The following is a 20615-nucleotide window of genomic DNA, read 5'->3' on the forward strand; positions in this document are numbered from 1 at the left end:
AATTAAAAGAGGAACACATCATGGCTAATCCAACCATTATCAGGCTACAGGATGGCAACGTAATGCCACAACTTGGGCTGGGAGTCTGGAAAGCAAGCAATGAAGAGGTGATCGCGGCGATTCATAAAGCGCTGGAGGTGGGCTATCGATCGATTGATACCGCCACAGCATATCAGAATGAAGAAGGCGTCGGCAAAGCGCTAAAAGCAGCGAGCGTAGCGCGGGAAGAGCTGTTTATCACCACCAAGTTGTGGAATGACGATCAAAAACGTCCCCGCGAAGCCCTGCAGGAGAGTCTGAAAAAACTGCAGCTTGATTATCTCGATCTCTATCTGATGCACTGGCCCGTACCGGCTATCGATCACTATGTCGACGCCTGGAAAGGCATGATCGCGCTGCAAAAAGAGGGGCTGGTAAAGAGTATCGGGGTCTGTAACTTTCAGATCCATCACCTCCAGCGTCTGATCGATGAAACCGGCGTTACCCCTGTGATCAACCAGATCGAGCTTCACCCCTTGATGCAACAGCGCCAGCTACATGCGTGGAATGCGACGCATAAAATCCAGACCGAGTCCTGGAGCCCGCTGGCGCAGGGCGGCGAAGGCGTATTCGATCAGAAAGTGATTCGCGAACTGGCGGATAAATACGGCAAAACGCCCGCCCAGATTGTTATTCGCTGGCATCTGGACTGCGGGCTGGTCGTCATTCCGAAATCCGTCACCCCTTCCCGTATCGCGGAAAACTTTGCTGTCTGGGATTTCCGTCTCGATAAAGATGAATTAGGCGAGATCGCAAAACTGGATCAAGGAAAACGCCTCGGCCCCGATCCGGATCAGTTCGGCGGTTAAGCCGGATTTATCGCACGCCATGCCCGACGATGTCGTCGGGCTTTTTTGCATTCCGAAACATTAAGAAACAATTACGCGCATTTAACAGTATATTTCCCCCACACACAAGCGCAGAATTATTCTGATTTTATGAATAATTATTCATATTTATTATGAATTTACTTAATGCATATAAAATATTTATGGATGTGTGATTGTGGCGGAAAAAAAATCTCAGGGCGTCAAATGGCTCCCATTCATTCTTATTCTGGTTATCGCCGCCGGACTGTGGCAGCTAACGCCCCCTTCCGGGTTAAGCGCGCCGGCCTGGCATTCCGCGATTATTTTTGTCGCGACGATCGCCTCTATCGTGGCGAAAGTGCTGCCTATTGGCGCGGTCGGTATTATTGGTATCACCGTCTTTGCGCTCGCCTATGCTGCCGGCGACAAAACGGCCAGCGGCGCGATTACCACGGCCTTGAGCGAGCTGAACAGTTCGCTGATCTGGCTTATCGTCGTCGCCTTTATGATTGCCCGTGGGTTTATCAAAACCGGGCTGGGTCGGCGTATCGCCCTACAAATGATCCGTCTGTTAGGTAAACGAACGCTGGGTCTGGCTTATGGTCTGGCGTTTGCCGATCTGATCCTCTCCCCCGCGATGCCCAGTAACACCGCGCGCTGCGGCGGCGTGATTTACCCGATCGCCGACTCGCTGGCGCGCAGCTTTGATTCACATCCGGAAGATGAGTCTCGCAGCAAAATCGGCACCTTTCTGATCACCTGTATTGGCAATGTTAACGACGTCACCGCCGCACTGTTTATGACCGGTTATACGGGTAATCTGCTGGCGGTAAAACTGGCGGCGAACGCCGGCGTTACGTTGAGCTGGGGAAGCTGGTTTATCGCCGCACTCCTGCCTTGCCTGGTCTCTTTTCTTATCGTCCCGCTGCTGGTCTACTGGCTGACCCGTCCGGAAATTAAACATACGCCGGATGCGCCGGATTTGGCGCGCAAAGAGCTGGCGCAAATGGGCAGTATGACACGCGGCGAGTGGCTCATGCTGGCGACCGTCGGCGTGTTGCTGGTGCTATGGATTTTTGGCAGCTCGCTCGGCGTGGATGCCACGACGGCCTCTTTTGTCGGTCTCTCGATTTTATTACTGAGCGGCGTGCTCACCTGGGAAGACGTTAAAAGCGAAAAAGGCGCCTGGGATACGTTGATTTGGTTTGCCGCGCTGCTGATGATGGCTAACCAGTTGAAGAAACTAGGATTCACCAGCTGGTTTGGCAACCTGATTGGCGACAGCATCGGCAGTACGATGCATGGAACTAGTTGGATAATCATTCTGCTGCTGCTTAACGCAGCCTATTTTTATACCCACTATTTTTTCGCCAGCGGCAACGCGCAAATCGCCGCGCTGTATGCGGTATTTCTGGGTGTCGGTCTGCATCTGAATATACCGGCAGCGCCGATGGCGCTTATGCTGGCGTTTACCAGCAGCCTGTACTGCTCTCTTACGCAGTATACCCACGCACGCGGCCCCATTCTTTTTGGCGCCGGCTATGTACCGACGGGCGTCTGGTGGCGAACGGGATTTATTATCAGCCTCTTTAATCAGGCGGTCTTTTTGACAGTCGGCCTCGCATGGTGGAAAGTGCTGGGTCTTTACTAAACTCAGTCGCGGAGATAATCGAGCGGTTAACCGTCTCTTCCGGCCCGACATTTGTCGGGCTTTTCGGAAATCATCAACTCCCCCCGTTAGCCCGCACTTGTTAATATTTACAACTCCGCCTCTTCATCAAGGATGTCATCATGAAAGCGTGGTCAACAGGGTCGTTGCCTCTGCTTCTTCTGCTATTTAGTACTGCGGTGTTTGCCGGAGAATCCCCGGAGCAGGCGATTACCCGACTGTATCAGCCGCTGGTGGAAAATAGCGACAAAATATTGTCAGGTGGATTTATCATCGATTTACGGACGAATGCCAATGTGACAACGGGAGGTATAACGCCCTGGCTGAGCAATAATCTTCTTTGCCGCTGTCAGGACGAGATGTTTGTCTCCGCCGAATTGATTGATACCACGCCGCTGAATGCCGGACGTATTCATGCTCTGGTACAACTGACGCTTAATAAAGAGAACGTCGGCGCTCATCGCTTGTTAGGGCTAACGCTGGTTCGCGATCGCGACAGCGAACTCTGGTTAGTGGAAGATACCGACGACGGAAGCGAACTCTCCAAAAGTCTGCGCAGTGAAATCCGTGAAGATACGAGGATAAAAAGTACGGCGACAAGAGCTGAACAGGGGAGAGATTCATTCTCCTGGCCGATATCTATGGCGGCCTTGCTGGCCAATCCAGAAAAATACCATCTGCAAAAAATAGTGGTCATCGGCGTCGGAAATATCGAATTTGAAGGTAACGCGCTATTCCTTGATAAAGACGCCTGGTTGAATAACGTTGACGGCAACAGCCTGTGGCTGGATATCGGCTTTCCTAACCCGGTCATTACCCTCGCCAAAGCGCGTCAGCTTAACGGCGATTATGTGATGATCGCGGGAACGTTCGATATGGACATGAACGGCCATTTCGGCGCGTGGCCCGGCGGCATTACCGATATCACACGCTACGAGCGCGTAGCACCGCGGGCGGAAAATGAACGTAAAAGGCAGCAGGATATTAAAGAACTCGAGGCCGAAATGGCTAAACAAAAGAGTAAAAAATAATACTGCTTACAGACTCAGATCGGATGGATTAAACCGGGAATAAGGAAACGCCCAATGAAACATATCCTCCTCTTGCTCAGTTTTTTTTTGACGATTCCCGCGCTGGCGCGAACGCCGCCGTTATCGCCAGAGCAGACGGTCAGGCAGATTTACCATAGCTATGAAATAGAATCTGATTCCCTCTATTTTGGTGATACAACGGAAAAATCGCTTATTTCCACGCGGATGAAAAACGTCATTCTCCTGAACGATCGGTTGACCTTACCGGGCGATATTGGCTGGCTGGACTCCGATCCGCTTTGTGACTGCCAGGAATATGACCACCTGGTGTTGGAAAATATAACCATTCACCAGACGGATGTCTCTCATGCTGACGCCACCGTACAGTTTCGCCCTTTCAAAGACTCTCCGGAAGCCATCACACAAACGCTGAAACTGATCGCCGAAGGCGACCGCTGGCTTATTGACGATATTATCAGCCCGCAAGGCAGTCTCTGGCAGGCAATTAATAGCGAAAATCAGAAAACCCTTGCGTCGCTGCGATCGCTGCAAAGAGAGCGCCCACAACATTTTGTCCGTGAACTTTTCAACCGTCTGGATGATTATAGCTGGCCGTGGACATGGGTTGTTTCCGCACAGTATCGCCAGGCGGTGAATGATTATTCTCAGACAGCATATAAAAATAATGATATTCCTGCATTTGGCCGCCTTAGCCATTTTGCCTGGCCGTGGCGCTGGACGACATCATCTGCGTATCGTAACGCCTTTCTTGCCGACGCCCCTATAACCATCGAACCTGATAACGATCAGGATACGGAAATGGAAACCGATAAGTTATATTTCTATGATAATCCGATATTTTTTGGCAAAGAATCGCAATTTGCCAGGTTGAATAGCATTCAGGTGATTGCAGAAAATAACGATCGCGCACGTATCCATGTCCGTTTTACGCTGACCGATTCGTCAACGAAAGTGCAGGATTTATTGCTTCACCGCACGCAGGGCCAATGGGAGATTGAAGACTTTATCCGCCCGGATGGCGGAAGCCTGCTAAAAGCAATGCAACAGACCACCCGCCGACGCTTATCTACTATTTCACCCAAATAAGAGAAAATTAAGGAACAATAAATGAAAAAATTTTTACTGTGGGAACCATTATTCTGGCGACCAGTCTGTTAAGCGGTTGCGTGAATGAAGAAAGAGTTAATCATTTGTCCTCTGATATTCAGACTCTGAATGCCAAAATAGACAGACTCCAGCGGGATATCAACGCCCTGCGCCCGGAGGTTTATGCGGCCAAAGCCGAGGCCAGTCGTGCGAACACGCGTCTTGATGCGAAGGATTTCTTCGATTGCCTGCGCCTGTATTCAGATTATTAAGCTGTTGCGTTGCTGGCTATCGCACAATAACAGGATATCGCCGGGTTCAGATCCATCCAGATAAACGAAGCGCCGTTTATTACGCTGGTACGGAGATTTCCCGCCAACAAACACAGGAGAAAACGATGACCGTTGCAGATACCGTATTGATTAACGGCAAAGTGGCGACAGTCGATCGTCATTTTCGTTTCACCCGCGCCATCGCGGTGAAAAACGGCTGGATCATCAACGTCGGCGAAGATGAAGAGATAAAAACACATATCGGCCCCGACACGCAGATTATTGATCTGCAAGGCAAGCTGATTCTGCCCGCCGCCCACGATGCCCATGTGCACATTAGCTGGTTGGCGGCGAGCTGGAAATGCGTTAATTGCAGCACGGCACGCACGCTGGAGGCGCTTTTAGCGCTGCTGCGCGAGCGAGCGGCAACAACGCCTCCCGGCCAGTGGATCCACGCCTGCGGCTTCAACCCCGCCATCATCGACAGCCGCCGCCCGCTGACGCGTCATGACATCGACAGCGCGACGCCCAACCACCCTGCCTTTCTGGCCCTCTGGGATGGTCACTCCTGCCTCGTCAACAGCAACGCGCTGGAGATCGTCGGCATCACCCGCGAGACGCAAGATCCCATCGGCGGGTACATTGGTAAAACGCCAGACGGCGAACCGGACGGCAACTTCCTGGATATCCCGGCGCTGCAATTGATTACACAAGCCATGCCGCGCCCGACGGTGGAAGAACTAAAAGAAAACATTATCGCGGCCCAGCGCTTTATGAACCGTGAAGGCTATGCCAGCTATACGGAAGGCGCTATGGGGCCGGGCGAGACGGGCGCCGCTGGCGTATCCGGCATTGCCGCTTACCGCCAGCTACTGGAAGAAAAAAAGCTCACGGCGCGCGTCTCTCTCGCCTTTTATGCCGCCGATAAAGGCGTTCAGTCTTATGAGATTTTAAAACACACGCTGGACGCCAGCGGGCTACCGGAATTCCCCGATAAAAACTGGCTGGACTGCCACAGCGTGAAGATATTCTGCGACGGCGTGCCGATGTCGCACACGGCGTGGATGAATCAGGATTACGCCGACAGGCCGGGTTGGGCTGGCCGTTCGGTATTTTGCGGCCCAACGGCCAGCGAAGAAGAACAAATTCAGGAATTTCATAAAATGGCCCTGCTGGCGCATCAGCGCGGCTACCAGTTAGCCGTTCACGCGGTCGGCGATAAAGCGGTAAAGGTCACCATCGACGGCTTCATTAACGCCATTCAAACCTGCCCTGGCCCGCAGCGCCGCCACTATGTGCTGCATGGTTCAATGGGGGATCGCGAAGATTTCGTCAAGGCGGCGAAATACGGCATTATCTTGTCCGAACAACCCTCCCCCAGCGGATCGGCATACGACTACGAGCGCCGGGCGCAGGTCTGCGGAATCAAAGGCGAAATCGGGAAGGGGCTGAAAGATATCATCGACCTTGGCGTCACGGTGGCGGGCGGCTCCGACGGTATTATGGATCTCGTCAACTGGCGGCAAATGGTGCAGGCGGCGGTCACGCGCAAATCGGCGTCCAGCGGCAAGATTATCCGCCCAGAGCTGGCGATAAGCGTGGCGGACGGCGTGCGAATGTACGCTATCAATGCGGCGTATCAGGAGTTTCAGGAACAGGTTCGCGGCTCTATCGAAGTGGGAAAAGTAGCCGATTTTCAGGTACTGGACAGGGACATTTTCTCGGTGCCGCATGAGGATATCGGCAATAGCCAGGTACTGCTGACGATGGTTGACGGCAACATCGTCTGGCAATGCCAGGAACAGGTATTGCAGATAAGGAAAGGCGGATGAAAACCGGGCGGCGGTGTTTTTTCTTGTTAATACTTTGCGCTTTTAGCCATGGCGCGCAGTGCAGTGAAACGCTTGCGCAGGCGATTACGCGTATTTACGGCTCCCCACAGGATCGGATGAATTATGACATCTGGCTGCGCGGTGAAATGTTAGAGAACCACCGTACCGCATCCGTCGCCAGCAAACCACTTTTTGACACGCCGGCTAATGCACTGTGTTTTTGCCATAACCCAAACGATATCTCCGTTGAAATACGTCAGGCAAACTCCTTTGCCAGTGATAAATTCGCTGAGGCGGACATTACCCTGAAAGAAAAAAATCACTCGCGCTGGCTAACGCTTCAGTTGCATAAACCGCACGATCGCTGGCTGATTGCCGATGTTGATAATATCGATGATCCGCTGCCGTCACTGGGGCGACAGCTTCACAATGACACACAATTAAAATTATTAATCGCCCCGCAACTGGCAATCAATAATCAAAAAATTGCAGATGTTACTATTGCAGAATTACTTGCTCATCCAGACGAATACCATAGCAGAAAAGTTCGCATTCGTGGTCTGGTCCTCACTGGCTTTGAGCGCCACGCTATTTATGGCGATCCACAGCAAGATGGATTATGGCTGGAAAATTTTCTCGTGCCCTATACCGTAAGCCGTAACCACACAGAGGCGTCGATGGTGGTTGAAGGCATCTTTGATATGCGTGTATCCGGACATTTAAGTCATTATCCTGGTGGAATAACAAATATTACCCGTTATGAGAAAGTGCAGCCCACAAGGGCGAGTGCGGTTACAGATATTTCATTCACCGATCTTCTTCAGCATCCGGATCATTATCATCAGAAAAAAATACGTTTACGCGGATACGTTATTCTCGGTTTTGAACATGCGGCGATTTATGCCAATAAAGACGCAACGCAGAGAGAAAATGGATTTTGGTTGGGAAATTTCGTCACTAATATTCCTCTCGACCTCCAGAAGGACGGAGGATACGAGGTGCTGATTGAAGGCACTTTTAACAAAGACGGGCATGGTCATATGGGGCTCAGCGCAGGCGAGATAACCGACATCTCTCACTACGAGACAATCACGCTACCAGAAAACGTAATCCAGATTAAAAACCAGGGAGCAAAGGAATGAACAACACCCTGATTTTAAATAGCAATAAGATTTTCTCTTTACCGGATTTATCGTCGATTTACGCAGTAATGCAAATGTCACTAAAAGCCACATCACGCCCTGGTTAAGCAGTCGGCTGCTCTGCAACTGTCAGGATTTCGAAAATCTGGCGCTGGAGGATGTCGATATCATGCCAAAAGACGCCAGCCACGTCGATGCAACCGCGCGCGTGCAGATTCAACTCACGCCTGGCGAAAACAAGACAGCTACGTTGTTCAGGCAGGAGATTGTGCTACAGGCTATTGAGGGGGCACGGATGATTGCTGATGTGATTCGCGAACAAAGCGGCAGCCTGCTGGCGCAAATGCGCACGGTAACCATCCGCATAGAAAAGGAATAAAAATATGTATCGTTCACTTTGTCCAATCTGCCGTGTAAACCGGCTAATGACGCTTCACGAAGTGGGCGACGTCTGCCCGTTAATGTCGGATTTCGGCTACGCCTCATCCAACCTATAGTCAACGGGATCGAAGCGCTGTCTGTGTTCACACTGCCTGCGACAATAACACCTGACAGGATAGGTTCTTAACGTCGGGTTACCTGAATATTACGGCCCGTAGCTAAAAAGCTCATATAGCCACCATCCAGGAACCGCAGCAATGATGCCAGCTAAAATGATTCCTGCACAAAACGATAGTCTGTTTTCACTTTTTTCAGAATTACATGCTTTAACGGCCAGTATGATTATCAAAATAGCCATTAGAGCAACGACAAAAAGACAAGGTATAATAATCATACCCATGATATCCCCTCCTCTGGGGCTGTATAAAAGCATCATGCCTTAATCATTAAGGTAATATATAATTAATTTATACAATCAATAATATTTAAATAAAATATAAAGCTCCCCGTAATTTAGCAATTACTAAAGACCGACACAATATATTTAGATGTCTGTTACTTCCAAAAACATTAGCTTCCAGAAGCAACAGATTCAAAGGTAATTAACGCCCTGCGCCTTTCCCGCGCTTCTTATTCGCAGCAAGCCCCTGCCGCTGATGTTCCACCGGCGTATGCTTGGTCAACGCCGGGCGCGTGTTGCGGTTCTGGCGACGCGCTTCGCGCATCTCTTCAATGGTCGGCGCAGGCACCAGACACTCACGGCGACCGCCAATCAAATGCTTTTTCCCCATCGCTTCCAGCGCCTGGCGAATCAGCGGCCAGTTCGCCGGATCGTGATAACGCAGCAGCGCCTTATGCAGGCGACGTTGCCTGTCTCCCTTCGGCACCACCACATCTTCACTCTTATAACCAATTTTACCCAGCGGGTTTTTGCCGGTGTAATACATGGTGGTCGAATTCGCCAACGGCGACGGGTAGAAGTTCTGCACCTGATCCAAACGGAAGCGGTGGCGCTTGAGCCACAGCGCCAGATTCACCATATCCTCGTCCCGCGTGCCCGGATGCGCGGAGATAAAATACGGGATCAGATACTGCTCTTTTCCGGCCTGTTTAGAGTAAAGGTCAAATAACTCTTTAAAGCGATCGTAGCTGCCCATACCCGGCTTCATCATTTTCGACAGCGGACCTTCTTCAGTATGCTCCGGCGCAATCTTCAGATAGCCGCCCACATGATGGCTTGCCAGCTCTTTAATGTAGCGAGGATCTTCTACAGCGATGTCGTAGCGCACGCCGGAGGCAATTAAGATTTTCTTAATGCCTTTCAGCTCACGGGCGCGGCGATAAAGATTGATCGTCGGCGTATGGTCAGTATCCATATGCGGACAGATATCCGGATAGACGCATGACAGGCGACGACAGGTCTGCTCCGCACGCGGCGACTTACAGCGCAGCATATACATGTTCGCGGTAGGACCGCCCAGATCGGAGATCACGCCGGTAAACCCCGGCACCGTGTCGCGGATCGCTTCGATCTCGTTGATAATAGAGTCTTCCGAGCGGCTCTGAATGATGCGCCCTTCATGTTCAGTGATCGAGCAGAAAGAGCAGCCGCCAAAGCAGCCACGCATGATATTGATCGAAAAGCGGATCATCTCATAGGCTGGAATACGGGCATTGCCGTAAGCCGGGTGCGGCACACGCTGATACGGCAGCGCAAACACGCTATCCATCTCTTCAGTGGAGAGCGGTATGGCGGGCGGATTGATCCAGACATAGCGGTCGCCGTGTTTTTGCATCAGCGCCCGCGCGCAGCCAGGGTTAGTTTCGTGATGCAGAATACGCGACGCATGGGCGTACAGCACCTTGTCGCCTTTCACCTTTTCAAAGGATGGCAGCAGGATATAGGTTTTTTCCCACGGCTTCGGACGCGGCGGCTGCACGGTAATCGCTTTAGCTTCCTGCTTTTTCGGCGCGACCGGCTTGTTATCCGCGCACGGCAGATCCTCGCCATAGGGATGGGGAATTGGATCGATTTTACCCGGCGTGTCCAGACGAGTGGAGTCGACGCCGCTCCAGCCTGGCAGCGCTTCTTTAACCATAATCGCAGTGTTACGCACATCACGAATCTGATCGATGGTTTCGCCCATTGCCAGACGATGCGCCACTTCCACCAGCGGACGCTCGCCATTGCCAAACATCAGCATGTCGGCTTTGGAATCAACTAACACTGAACGACGCACAGTATCAGACCAGTAGTCGTAATGCGCGGTACGGCGCAGACTGGCCTCAATGCCGCCAAGGATCACCGGGACATCTTTCCACGCTTCTTTGCAACGCTGGGTATAGACCAGCGTGGCGCGGTCCGGGCGTTTGCCCGCGACGTTATCTGGGGTGTAGGCGTCATCGTGGCGCAGCTTACGGTCAGCGGTGTAACGGTTGATCATCGAGTCCATGTTGCCGGCGGTGACGCCGAAGAACAGGTTCGGTTTTCCCAGACGCATAAAGTCGTCTTTGCTGTTCCAGTCCGGCTGGGCGATGATCCCCACGCGGAAGCCCTGCGCTTCCAGCATACGACCGCAAATCGCCATGCCGAAGCTCGGATGGTCGACGTAGGCGTCGCCGGTTACCAGAATAATGTCGCAGCTATCCCAGCCAAGTTGATCCATCTCGTCACGTGACATCGGCAAAAACGGCGCCGGCCCAAAGCAGGCGGCCCAGTACTGCGGCCAGGAGAAAAGGTCGCGATCCGGTTGGATCAGGGAGATAGCGCTCATATTGCTTCCAAAACGATTGGCAAAAAAATAATCAAAGGTCGGGGATTATAAGCCGTATCTATAGCGAAAATGAAGGAGATTATCGCCTTATATGCAGGGCTGGCGCGAAATAGAAACAACTTTCAACGGCCTGGCCTGAGGTGTTTGAAATTGGTCTTATGAATATCTTCAAATTGGTATGCAATTAATTATACCCACGTCTAAAAACGCAGTATCGCCATAACAACAAAAAGTAAAAAAACATCACATTATCAGCAATATATAAAAAAACTTCGCTGAATTGCTCACGACACTGTTTTTACCATGACTTTCTTCTGTGAACCAGATCTCTTTCTTTGGTCTATTGATTAAATTAAATTGGCTGACAGAATTCAGGGGATAAAGAACACCATCACCACGCCTTTCCCCTACGCAATACCTTACGTATCAGCGGGTTATTAATTAATCAACGATAACCACAGGAATCCCAACCTATAAGGAAGCAGATATGAAAAACACACGTTCATTCACAACTTCAGCGGTATTACTGGCCGGCTGTTTGCTACTGGCATTTCCAGCGCTCGCCAAAACCACGCTGAAACTGAGCCACAATCAGGATAAAAGCCACGCCGTTCACAAAGCGATGAGCTATCTGGCCGATAAAGCGAAAGCCTATTCGGACGGCGAATTAAATATTCGTATTTACCCCAACGCCACGCTGGGCAACGAACGTGAATCGCTGGAATTGATGAACTCCGGCGCTCTGCAAATGGTGAAAGTCAATGCGGCATCGCTGGAGTCTTTTGCGCCGGAATATAGCGTGTTTAGCCTGCCGTTTTTATTCCGTGACCGCGATCACTACTACAACGTACTGAAAAGCGACTTAGGGAAACGCATTCTCGCGTCCTCCGAAAGCAAAGGCTTCGTCGGCTTAACCTGGTACGACGGCGGCGCCCGCAGTTTTTACGCTGGTAAGCCCATCACTCAACCCGACGATTTAGCCGGTATGAAAATCAGAGTGCAGCAAAGCCCCAGCGCTATCGCGATGGTGAAAGCGCTCGGCGGCGTGCCGACGCCGATGGCGCAAGGCGAACTCTATACCGCGCTCCAGCAAGGCGTGGTCGATGGCGGCGAAAACAACCCCGTGGTTTATGCCGATATGCGTCATGCGGAGGTGGCGAAATTCTATTCCCGCGACGAGCACACGATGGTGCCGGATGTCCTGGTCATCAGTACCAAAGTACTTAACAAATTGAGCGATAAAGAGCGGAAAGCGTTATATAAAGCCGCAGATGAATCCATGCAGCAAATGAAAGACGTCATCTGGCCCGCCGCGGAAAAAGAGGCTTATGAGAGCATGAAGGCCATGAACGCGACCGTTGTTGATATTGATAAATCCGCGTTCAAACAGCGTGTTAAGCCCTTGTTTGATGAGTTCCGCGCGAAAGATGCTCAGTCAGCGAAGGATCTGGAATACATCGAGAATATGTAAATCTGCCGGGCAGGGGTCTCCTGCCCTTTACAGGATGTAATATGCGAATACTCACCAATGCACTGAACAAAATACTGGCCGGGTGCTGCTGTATTATTCTGGCGGTCATGGTTGCCTGCGTATCCTGGCAGGTGGCGGCGCGCTTTATATTCAACGCGCCAAGCAGCACGCTCGACGAATTCACCCAGATTCTTTTTATGTGGATGATTCTGTTAGGCGGCGTCTATACCGCCGGATTAAAAAAACATTTAGCTATCGATTTGTTAGCGCAAAAACTCTCCCGAACGCCCGCCCTCGTGCTCGACAGTATCATTCAGGTGATTATTACCGTGTTCGCGCTGATTTTTATGGTGTACGGCGGTGATATTATTGTTGAAAAAGCGGCGCACGTCAGCCAAATGTCCCCGGTATTAAAATGGCCTATGGATAAAGTCTATTGGGTCATGCCGATTAGCGGCGTCATCCTGGTGTACTACACCATTGTGAACGTTATTGATAATTATCATCAGCGCCATCTTCGCTAACGAGGGATATATGGACTTTGAATATATTTACCCAATAATTGTTTTATTTGGCAGCTTTGCCATTATGCTGGCGGTCGGCGTTCCTATTACATTCGCTATCGGGCTGTCATCCTTATTCTCAATCCTGATAGCCCTTCCCCCGGATGCGGCAATCTCGGTTATTTCGCAAAAAATGACCGTCGGTCTCGATGGCTTTACGCTGCTGGCGATCCCCTTTTTTGTGTTAGCCGGCAATATCATGAATACCGGGGGAATCGCCCGGCGCCTGGTGAATCTGGCTCAGGCGTTAGTTGGCCGCCTTCCCGGTTCGCTGGCGCACTGCAATATTCTGGCGAACACCCTGTTTGGCGCGATATCCGGCTCGGCTGTCGCTTCTGCGGCCGCGGTGGGCGGCATCATGTCGCCATTACAGGAAAAAGAGGGCTACTCTCCGGCGTTCTCTACGGCGATCAACGTCGCTTCGGCGCCGATTGGCTTGATGATCCCGCCCAGCAACGTGCTAATTGTCTATTCGCTGGCTAGCGGCGGCACCTCTGTCGCCGCCCTGTTTTTGGCGGGCTACCTGCCCGGCATCTTAACCGCGCTGGCTTTAATGACGGTAGCGGCGCTGTATGCCCATCGCCACCATTACCCGGTTGCCGAACGCATCAACCTGCGGCAGTTTCTGTCGGTATTCCGCGATTCGTTGCCCAGCCTGTTGCTGATATTTATTATTATCGGCGGCATTATCGGCGGCGTATTTACGCCAACAGAGGCCTCTGCGATCGCGGTAATCTATAGCCTGGCGCTGGCGGCCATTTATCGAGAAATTAATGTGAGTAAGTTGCGCGATATTCTGCTGGATTCGGTAGTAACCAGCTCTATTGTTCTCTTACTGGTCGGCTGCTCAATGGGAATGTCATGGGCGATGACCAATGCTGATGTTCCTGAACTGATTAATGAAATGATTACCAGCGTGTCCGAAAATAAATGGGTCATCTTGCTGATTATCAATCTCATTTTGTTATTCGTCGGGACGTTTATGGATATTACCCCGGCTATTCTAATCTTTACGCCTATTTTCCTTCCCATTGCTCAACATCTGGGAATCGACCCTGTCCATTTTGGCATTATTATGGTTTTCAATTTAACCATCGGACTGTGTACGCCCCCGGTAGGCACTATTTTGTTCGTCGGTTGCAGTATCGGCAAAATCAGTATTGATAAAGTCGTCAAACCGCTATTACCGATGTTTCTGGCACTCTTTGTGGTCATGGCGATGATTTGCTACTTCCCGCAGTTGAGTCTGCTGCTTCCCACGCTGTTTGCCCCTTCCTGAAAACCCTGACGGGTCTGCGCTATTCAGACCCGTACTCGGACGCCTTTACGACGCCGGATTCACCAGCATTTGCCCAATCGAGCCGCGGTCAGCCATTTCCAGCGTCTGGCTGTTGAAATAGAACGGGAAGTGCGGCCAGGACGGCTGACCGTAATAGACCAGCAGTTCGACTTGCCCATCCACCCAGACGGTATCTTTCCAGCCTCTATCTTCCGGGAACGGCATAGCGCCGTTGACGTTACGAATCAGGAAAGAGACGCCCTCAATATGGAACGACTGCGGCATATCGGCGCGTACCGTCCAGCGCTCCCAGGTGCCTTGTTGGGCGGTAATATCAATGCGATTCACATCCCACAGTTGGCCGTTAATCCCCGGATCGTCGCCAAGACTGATGTCCCGACTGCGGACAGGCGCGCCGCTCATGATCTCCGTCGGCAACAGACGCATCGGCAGATTATCGGTCACCAGCGGCAGCAATCCGGTTGGCCGTAACGTCAGCACCAGGGTCGAAACCAGAATACTGGAAGGCTCAAAGAAACCGCGAATCCGATCGACTATGCTGGCCGCTTCCCCGCAGGTGATCGAGACTTCGTCGCCGTTGGTCATATCAACCAGGATTTCACGTCGCTCGCCGGGCGCCAGTGACAACTGTTTGACGGAAACCGGCGCAGGTAGAAAGCCCTGATCGCCTGAAATCACATGCAGCGCCCGGCCATCGCTCATCTGAAGCTGATAGCGCCGCGAGTTCGAGGCGTTCAACAACCGTAACCGCACCCAGCCGCGGGACACTTCGACATAGGGGCTTTGCGCGCCGTTCACCAGCAGCGTATCGCCGACAAAACCACCGCTTCCCGGTTCGCTATACTCCGGCGTCCCAAAGTTATCCAGCCGTTTATCCTGGATAATGACGGGAAAATCATCCACGCCGTAATGGTTCGGAATGGGCAGCGTTTTACTGATGTCGTCTTCGACCAGCCACATTCCTGCCAGGCCGTTATACACCTGCTGCGCGGTGCGGTTAGGCGTGTTAGCGTGATACCACAGCGTCGCGGCGCTCTGACGAATCGGCAACACCGGCGCCCAGTCCGCGTTCGGCGACATCATACGCGCCGGGCCACCCATCAGCGGCCCCGGCACCAGTAAACCAGCAACCGTCATGGAGACATTTTCCGCCAGGCGGTTGCTATAGATGAGTTTAACGTCATCGCCTTTCCAGACGCGGATTGTCGGCCCCAGATAACGACCGTTTACTCCCCAGACCGGCGCGCGCGTGCCTTGCGTAAAGGACCAGTGCGCTCGCTGTAGCGTCATAAACAACGGCTGCCCGCGACGGGACTCCAGCAACGGCGGAACAGGCAACGGCTGTTGCTGACCGGCAGCATTCGCCCTGAGGGGAATCGCGCCTGCACATAGTGCGATTCCCGATGCCTGAAGAAACTGACGCCGACTGAATGACATATAAGCTCCATGTAAAACAGGCTAAAGAGTTGTGCCTGAAAAAATGATTTCTACAATAACAGAGTAAGACTGCTTAAACCTTACCGGTCGCTTCACGTTCCGCAACCTCTTTATCAAGTTCCGCGATTTTTTGCTCCATTAACGCACGGCAGTGGGCCGCCAGCTCGCGAACCTGATCTTTACCATATTCGCTGACGTCGACTGGCGGCAGCATTTCCACAATAACCAGTCCGTTGTTCAGGCGGTTTAGATTGACTTTGTTAGAGGTGTTGGAAACGCAGACAGGAATGATCGGCACACCAGCCGCGATAGCCGCATGAAACGCGCCGGTTTTAAACGGCAGCAGACCGCGTCCCCGGCTACGCGTACCTTCAGGGAACATCCAGATAGAAATACGGCGCTTTTTAAAATGGTTAACCACTGCCGCAATGGTGCTATGCGCTTTGGCGCGGTTATTACGGTCAATCAACAGATTACCGGTCAGCCAGTACAGTTGCCCAAAAAACGGGATCCAAAGCAGGCTTTTTTTCCCCACCGTCACCGTTGGCGGCTGCACAATATTCGCCGCCGTGACCATATCATAATTATTCTGGTGGTTAGCAATATAGATAGCATTGCCATAGTTTTCCGCGTCGGCGGGTTTGCGGCACTCCACTTTCAGGCCAAACAGCGGGGCCAGACGGCCGAACATATGTCCAAACGTCGCCACGTGTTTTGGGTTACGTGGGCTGAAAAGGCAGTAAATAGAACCGAAAACACAGACCAGAATGGAGTAAATAACGGTAACAATAAGACGAAAAATATATAGCATAACAACCTCTGAAGGCCTAAGAGCCCGGCATTCTACGTCACCTGAAATTCAGGTTAGGATTTTGGTAAGTGTGGCTCTCTGGAAAAACGTATTGTTAATCGCAATGCACGAATAAACAACGGTTTTACGGGAAATTTTAATGTTAATCCGATCTGAAACCGTAGGCCGGATAAGACGCTACTGCGTCGTCATCCGGCAACGGCAGAGCGCCGGATGGCGGCTTAGATGCCTTGTCCGGCCTACGGGTGCCCCTCTCTTACTCTTCGCTGTCGCCATGACTTACGCGATGCGGCGAATCAATCTCAATGCGATCGATACGCTGCAGGCCGCGCATTAATGTGCCACGGCGTCCGCGTTCGCCGACCACCTTTTGTAACTCTTCAGGGCGCAGTTTGATTTTGCGCTTCCCGACATGGATAGTCAGAGTGCTTTGTGGCGGCAGCACGTACAGGTGCGCCAGTCCATCATCGCCTTTCGCCGCTTCCGCAGAGGGGATATTAATGATCTTATTCCCTTTGCCTTTCGACAGCTGCGGCAGAGAGTCTACCGGGAACATCAACATCCGTCCGGCCTGGGTAATCGCCAGCAGCATATCGTGCTCGTCTTCAATCACCAGCGGCGGCATGACGTGCGCATTTTCCGGCAGTGTAATCAACGCCTTACCGGCACGGTTACGGGCAACCAGATCGTTAAACGTACAAACGAAGCCGTAGCCCGCATCCGACGCCATCAGCAGTTTCTGGTCATCGCCTTCCATCAGCATATGCTCCACGGTCGCCCCCGGCGGCAGCGTGAGTTTGCCGGTCAGCGGCTCGCCCTGCCCACGCGCCGACGGAAGCGTAATGGGATCAATAGCATAGCTGCGCCCGGTGGTATCAATAAACACCACCGGTTGATTGCTCTTACCTTTCACCGCGGCTTTAAAGCTGTCGCCCGCTTTATAGTTAAGCCCCGGCGCATCAATATCATGACCTTTGGCGCTGCGCACCCAGCCCATCTGCGACAGCACGATAGTCACCGGTTCGGACGGCAGCATGTCGTGTTCGCTCATCGCTTTAGCTTCTTCGCGCTCACGCAGCGGAGAACGGCGATCGTCGCCATAGGCATCGGAATCTGCCTGTAGTTCTTTTTTCAGCAAGGTATTCATTTTGCGTTCGGACGCGAGAATGCCCTGCAACTGGTCCCTCTCTTTTTCCAGCTCGTCCTGCTCGCCGCGAATTTTCATCTCTTCCAGTTTGGCGAGATGGCGCAGTTTCAGTTCGAGAATCGCTTCCGCCTGGGTTTCGCTGATGCCGAAACGCGACATCAGCGCGGGTTTCGGCTCATCCTCGTTACGGATAATCTCAATCACTTCGTCGATGTTGAGAAACGCCACCAGCAAACCTTCGAGGATATGCAGGCGCTTAAGCACTTTCTCCAGACGATAGTTCAGACGACGGCGTACCGTGTCGCGGCGGAACGCCAGCCACTCGGTGAGGATCTCCAGCAGGTTTTTCACCGCCGGACGACCATCCAGACCGATCATGTTCAGGTTAATACGGTAGCTTTTTTCCAGATCGGTGGTGGCGAACAGATGGTTCATCACCTGTTCCATATCCACACGGTTGGAGCGTGGCACAATCACTAAACGCGTCGGGTTTTCGTGATCCGATTCATCGCGCAGATCGTCCACCATCGGCAGTTTTTTATTACGCATCTGCGCAGCAATCTGCTCCAGCACTTTCGCGCCAGAGACCTGATGCGGCAGCGCGGTGATCACCACGGCGCCGTCTTCTTTGGTCCATACCGCGCGCATACGCACGGAGCCCCGCCCGTTTTCGTAAATTTTACGAATTTCCGCACGTGGGGTAATGATCTCCGCTTCGGTCGGGTAATCCGGCCCCTGGACGATATCCAGCAACTGATCCAGCGTCGTTTTCGGCTGCTCAATCAGCGTAATCGCCGCTTTCGCCACTTCGCGCAGGTTGTGCGGCGGGATATCTGTTGCCATCCCCACCGCAATACCGGTGGTGCCGTTCAGCAGGATGTTCGGCAGACGCGCCGGTAACATTTTCGGTTCCTGCATCGTGCCGTCGAAGTTTGGCACCCAGTCCGCCGTCCCCTGGCCGAGTTCGCTTAACAGCAGCTCGGCATATTTGGACAGGCGAGATTCGGTATAACGCATTGCCGCGAATGACTTCGGATCATCCGGCGCGCCCCAGTTCCCCTGGCCATCGACCAGCGGGTAACGGTAAGAGAACGGCTGCGCCATCAGCACCATGGCTTCATAGCAGGCGCTGTCGCCGTGCGGATGATACTTACCCAGTACGTCACCGACGGTACGGGCGGATTTTTTAAATTTAGCGCTGGCGTTCAGCCCCAGCTCTGACATCGCATAGACGATGCGGCGCTGTACCGGCTTCAGGCCGTCGCCAATAAACGGCAACGCACGATCCATGATCACGTACATGGAGTAGTTTAAGTAGGCGTTTTCCGTAAATTCATGTAGCGCAAGGCGCTCTGCCATATCGCTCATTAACAGGGGATCCTCAATCTGCATGCTGACCGTTCGGACGGCAATATTGCCGCAGATAATACCCTATCTCACGGTCTGAGTCACAAACCGTGAGACAGGTTGCGAGGAAGTTAACGAAGCGGCAGATAGATATCCGTCAGCAGCTCATGTTCCGCCACCTCATTGACGAAATTCAGGTACTGGAAGAAGACCGGAAAATCGCGCAGCGTCTCGCCGCTGGCCGGTAGCCATTCGCGGAATAAATACCACACGCTCTCCGGGAGGCTGTCGAGCGATCCCTGATGGCGTACCACCGCGCAGCGCCCGCCAGGAATCTCGCTATTCACCACGCCAACGTCATTTTCGGCTATCGGCTGGTGGACGCTGCCGCAGATATCAAAGCGGAATTGATCCGGCGGCGTCGTCTGCGGGTCGTGCCAGGCAATACCAAAAGTTTGACTGCTGGCAATCGGCGACTGGCCCGTTTCGCGCCGCCATGCAATAAATTTCGCCGCGCTGGCGTTGACCTTATCCGGATGCCCCAGATGCGTCAGCATCGCGACGCGGGTAGGTGGAAATTCAACGATTTTTACGTCCATGACATGCTGCTCCTGTAACGCAAGTTTAGGAACGCGTTGGTGCCAGGCCAGCCAGTCCGGCGATTGCCGAAACCGGCGCGGGCTTTGACCAAACGCGGTTTTGAAAGCACGTGTGAACGACTCCGGATTCTGGAACCCGGCATCCAGCGCGATATCGATAACTTTATCCTGCGGGTTAAACGCCAGCCGCCATGACGCACGGCGCAAACGCAGCCACTGGATATAGCGATAGAGCGGAAGCCCGCTCCAGGCGGTAAACTGCCGATGAAAATGAAACGGCGAGCTGTGCGCCATCCGGCTTAACGCCTCAATCGACAGAGGCTCATCCAGATGACGCTCAATGTGGTCGCAAACGCGCCGCAGACGTTCGGAATAAGCCGCGCTGATCAGGTCATTCATCACTGCCTCCTTGTGGCCTATTCTGCCCACCGGGCGGCTGTGAATCCTGACCGATCTTGCGCAATGTGGGATTACGGATTCACTTTACGAATCTGTTTTACGTCGATTTCGACAGAGTTCCAGTCTTTATCCACTTCACCCTGAATTTCAACGGTATCCTGCGGGGTTACGGTCAGGCCGTTCCAGCGCTTGTGGTCAATATCCACATTGATAGTACCGGTCGCATCTTTAAACACATACAGGTCGTCGGAAATGCGCTCGACGATATTCCCGCGCAGCGTTACCCACGCATCGTCACGCAGCGATTTAGCGCTCTCTACCGTCGTGCTGCTGCCGTTCGGGCCGACAAATCCGCCGCCTTGCGTTTGCGTCGCCGACGGGCCGGAGAAACCGCCCTGCTGAGCCGCCAGAACCGGGGTAGAACACAGTGCCATAACGGCAACGATTGCAGCTAATTTTTTCATGATTACTTTTCCCTTTCATGT

General features: G+C 52.6%; 17 protein-coding genes and 1 pseudogene. 11 read left to right on the forward strand and 7 right to left on the reverse strand.

All coding sequences use genetic code 11. The annotated features are described in order from the left end of the window. The first annotated feature begins 20 nt into the window (after window positions 1–20). The 8 genes and pseudogenes from dkgA (at window position 21) to ABVN36_RS05635 (ending at window position 8280) form a co-directional block, all read left to right on the forward strand. Window positions 21–848, forward strand: a complete 828-nt coding sequence (gene dkgA, locus ABVN36_RS05600) for a 2,5-didehydrogluconate reductase DkgA (protein ID WP_000013100.1) — start codon at window positions 21–23, stop codon at window positions 846–848. A 165-nt stretch (window positions 849–1013) separates the two neighbouring features. Next, window positions 1014–2499 (forward strand): annotated as a pseudogene (locus ABVN36_RS05605) (DASS family sodium-coupled anion symporter). A 140-nt stretch (window positions 2500–2639) separates the two neighbouring features. After that, the gene (locus tag ABVN36_RS05610; RefSeq protein ID WP_023138730.1) at window positions 2640–3548 is read left to right on the forward strand and encodes a hypothetical protein; all 909 of its coding nucleotides are present in this window, start codon (window positions 2640–2642) and stop codon (window positions 3546–3548) included. Window positions 3549–3602: 54 nt separating this feature from the next. Next, window positions 3603–4655 (forward strand): DUF3828 domain-containing protein, encoded by a 1053-nt coding sequence (locus tag ABVN36_RS05615; protein ID WP_000680564.1) that lies wholly within the window; start codon window positions 3603–3605, stop codon window positions 4653–4655. Between the two features lie 29 nt (window positions 4656–4684). Then, complete coding sequence (yqhH, locus tag ABVN36_RS05620; protein ID WP_229578409.1) at window positions 4685–4927, forward strand: lipoprotein YqhH; 243 nt, start codon at window positions 4685–4687, stop codon at window positions 4925–4927. Window positions 4928–5052: 125 nt separating this feature from the next. After that, window positions 5053–6759 (forward strand): amidohydrolase, encoded by a 1707-nt coding sequence (locus tag ABVN36_RS05625; protein WP_050901195.1) that lies wholly within the window; start codon window positions 5053–5055, stop codon window positions 6757–6759. Further along, a complete protein-coding gene (locus tag ABVN36_RS05630) occupies window positions 6756–7901 on the forward strand; it encodes a hypothetical protein (protein WP_020899258.1) in 1146 nt (381 codons plus the stop codon). The genes ABVN36_RS05625 and ABVN36_RS05630 overlap by 4 nt, the downstream gene beginning before the upstream one ends. A gap of 169 nt (window positions 7902–8070) precedes the next feature. After that, entirely contained in the window at window positions 8071–8280 is a 210-nt protein-coding gene (locus ABVN36_RS05635; RefSeq protein ID WP_023138729.1) for a hypothetical protein, read from the forward strand. 207 nt (window positions 8281–8487) lie between these two features. On the opposite strand, the gene ABVN36_RS05640 is transcribed toward ABVN36_RS05635, so the two are convergent. Beyond that, window positions 8488–8682 (reverse strand): hypothetical protein, encoded by a 195-nt coding sequence (locus ABVN36_RS05640; protein WP_000525386.1) that lies wholly within the window; start codon window positions 8680–8682, stop codon window positions 8488–8490. 202 nt (window positions 8683–8884) lie between these two features. Further along, entirely contained in the window at window positions 8885–11056 is a 2172-nt protein-coding gene (locus ABVN36_RS05645; RefSeq protein WP_001274458.1) for a YgiQ family radical SAM protein, read from the reverse strand. Between the two features lie 487 nt (window positions 11057–11543). Here ABVN36_RS05645 and ABVN36_RS05650 point away from each other — a divergent pair, with 487 nt between their 5' ends. Genes ABVN36_RS05650 through ABVN36_RS05660 form a run of 3 tightly spaced genes read left to right on the forward strand, consistent with a single transcriptional unit; the run spans window position 11544 to window position 14369 of the window. After that, complete coding sequence (locus ABVN36_RS05650) at window positions 11544–12527, forward strand: TRAP transporter substrate-binding protein (protein WP_000799367.1); 984 nt, start codon at window positions 11544–11546, stop codon at window positions 12525–12527. Window positions 12528–12568: 41 nt separating this feature from the next. Beyond that, the gene (locus ABVN36_RS05655; protein WP_001221828.1) at window positions 12569–13051 is read left to right on the forward strand and encodes a TRAP transporter small permease; all 483 of its coding nucleotides are present in this window, start codon (window positions 12569–12571) and stop codon (window positions 13049–13051) included. Between the two features lie 10 nt (window positions 13052–13061). Continuing rightward, window positions 13062–14369 carry a TRAP transporter large permease gene (locus ABVN36_RS05660; protein ID WP_000345259.1) on the forward strand — a complete coding sequence of 436 codons (1308 nt, stop codon included), beginning with the start codon at window positions 13062–13064 and terminating at the stop codon, window positions 14367–14369. Window positions 14370–14414: 45 nt separating this feature from the next. Here ABVN36_RS05660 and ftsP read toward each other — a convergent pair whose 3' ends face one another. The 5 genes from ftsP to ABVN36_RS05685 form a co-directional block, all read right to left on the reverse strand. Beyond that, entirely contained in the window at window positions 14415–15827 is a 1413-nt protein-coding gene (gene ftsP, locus ABVN36_RS05665) for a cell division protein FtsP (protein ID WP_000010658.1), read from the reverse strand. A gap of 73 nt (window positions 15828–15900) precedes the next feature. Beyond that, the gene (plsC, locus tag ABVN36_RS05670) at window positions 15901–16638 is read right to left on the reverse strand and encodes a 1-acylglycerol-3-phosphate O-acyltransferase (RefSeq protein WP_000965730.1); all 738 of its coding nucleotides are present in this window, start codon (window positions 16636–16638) and stop codon (window positions 15901–15903) included. Window positions 16639–16894: 256 nt separating this feature from the next. Continuing rightward, on the reverse strand, window positions 16895–19153 hold the full coding sequence (gene parC, locus ABVN36_RS05675; RefSeq protein ID WP_001281861.1) for a DNA topoisomerase IV subunit A: 2259 nt from the start codon (window positions 19151–19153) through the stop codon (window positions 16895–16897). Between the two features lie 110 nt (window positions 19154–19263). Beyond that, entirely contained in the window at window positions 19264–20130 is an 867-nt protein-coding gene (locus ABVN36_RS05680; protein WP_023138727.1) for a GyrI-like domain-containing protein, read from the reverse strand. A gap of 71 nt (window positions 20131–20201) precedes the next feature. Further along, window positions 20202–20594, reverse strand: coding sequence for a YgiW/YdeI family stress tolerance OB fold protein (locus ABVN36_RS05685; protein ID WP_000731552.1), 393 nt, complete (start codon window positions 20592–20594; stop codon window positions 20202–20204). Between the last annotated feature and the right edge of the window lie 21 nt (window positions 20595–20615).

Origin of the sequence: Salmonella sp. SJTUF15581 (assembly GCF_043356775.1) — a bacterium.
Classification (GTDB): domain Bacteria; phylum Pseudomonadota; class Gammaproteobacteria; order Enterobacterales; family Enterobacteriaceae; genus Salmonella; species Salmonella enterica.